This is a genomic window from Taklimakanibacter deserti (assembly GCA_003574785.1).
The window spans coordinates 1-948 of sequence record QORU01000042.1 but is presented as its reverse complement, the minus strand read 5'-3'; the positions used below and the strand labels follow the sequence as shown (position 1 = coordinate 948).

Here is a 948-nt window from a genome sequence, read left to right as displayed (position 1 = left end):
CCGCCGAAGGCGGTGCCGCGCCAGACGCGCCCGGTCACCAGCTGGAACGGCCGGGTCGCTATCTCCTGGCCGGCGCCGGCAACGCCGATGATCACCGATTCGCCCCAGCCCTTGTGGCAGGCCTCGAGCGCCACGCGCATCACCTTCACATTGCCGATGCATTCGAAAGTGTAGTCGGCGCCGCCGCCGGTCAGCTCCACGAGATGGGCGACAAGATCGCCCTTCACCTCATTGGGATTGACGAAATGCGTCATGCCGAAGCGCTCGCCCCAGGCCTTGCGGTCGTTGTTGAGATCGACGCCGATGATCATATTGGCGCCGGCAAGCCTCAGACCCTGGATCACATTGAGGCCGATGCCGCCCAGCCCGAAGACGATGGCGTTCGAGCCCTCTTCCACCTTGGCGGTGTTGATCACCGCACCGATGCCGGTGGTGACGCCGCAGCCGATATAGCAGATCTTGTCGAAGGGCGCGTCGCCTCGCACCTTCGCCAGCGCGATCTCGGGCAGCACGGTGTAGTTCGAGAAGGTGGAGCAGCCCATATAGTGATGCACCATCTTGCCCTTGTAGGAAAAGCGGCTGGTGCCGTCGGGCATGAGGCCCTTGCCCTGGGTGAGCCTGATCTTCTGGCAGAGATTGGTCTTGGGGTTGAGGCAATAGTCGCATTCGCGGCATTCGGGCGTGTAGAGCGGGATGACGTGGTCGCCCTTCTTGAGCGACTTCACGCCGGGTCCCACATCGACGACGACGCCCGCCCCTTCATGGCCCATGATCGCCGGAAACAGGCCTTCGGGATCGGCGCCCGAAATGGTGAACTCATCGGTGTGGCAGATGCCGGTCGCCTTGATCTCGACCAGCACCTCGCCTTCGCGCGGACCTTCGAGGTCGACCTCGACGATCTCGAGCGGCTTGGCTTTCTCAAAGGCAACGGCGGCGCGGGTTTTCATG

At 63.6% G+C, this 948-nt stretch carries 1 protein-coding gene; it reads right to left on the bottom strand.

The genetic code is table 11. The features are described 5' to 3' along the window. On the bottom strand, positions 1–947 hold a 947-nt coding region (locus DS839_RS35800), incomplete at its 3' end, for a zinc-binding dehydrogenase (protein ID WP_119275351.1). Position 948 lies beyond the last annotated feature (1 nt).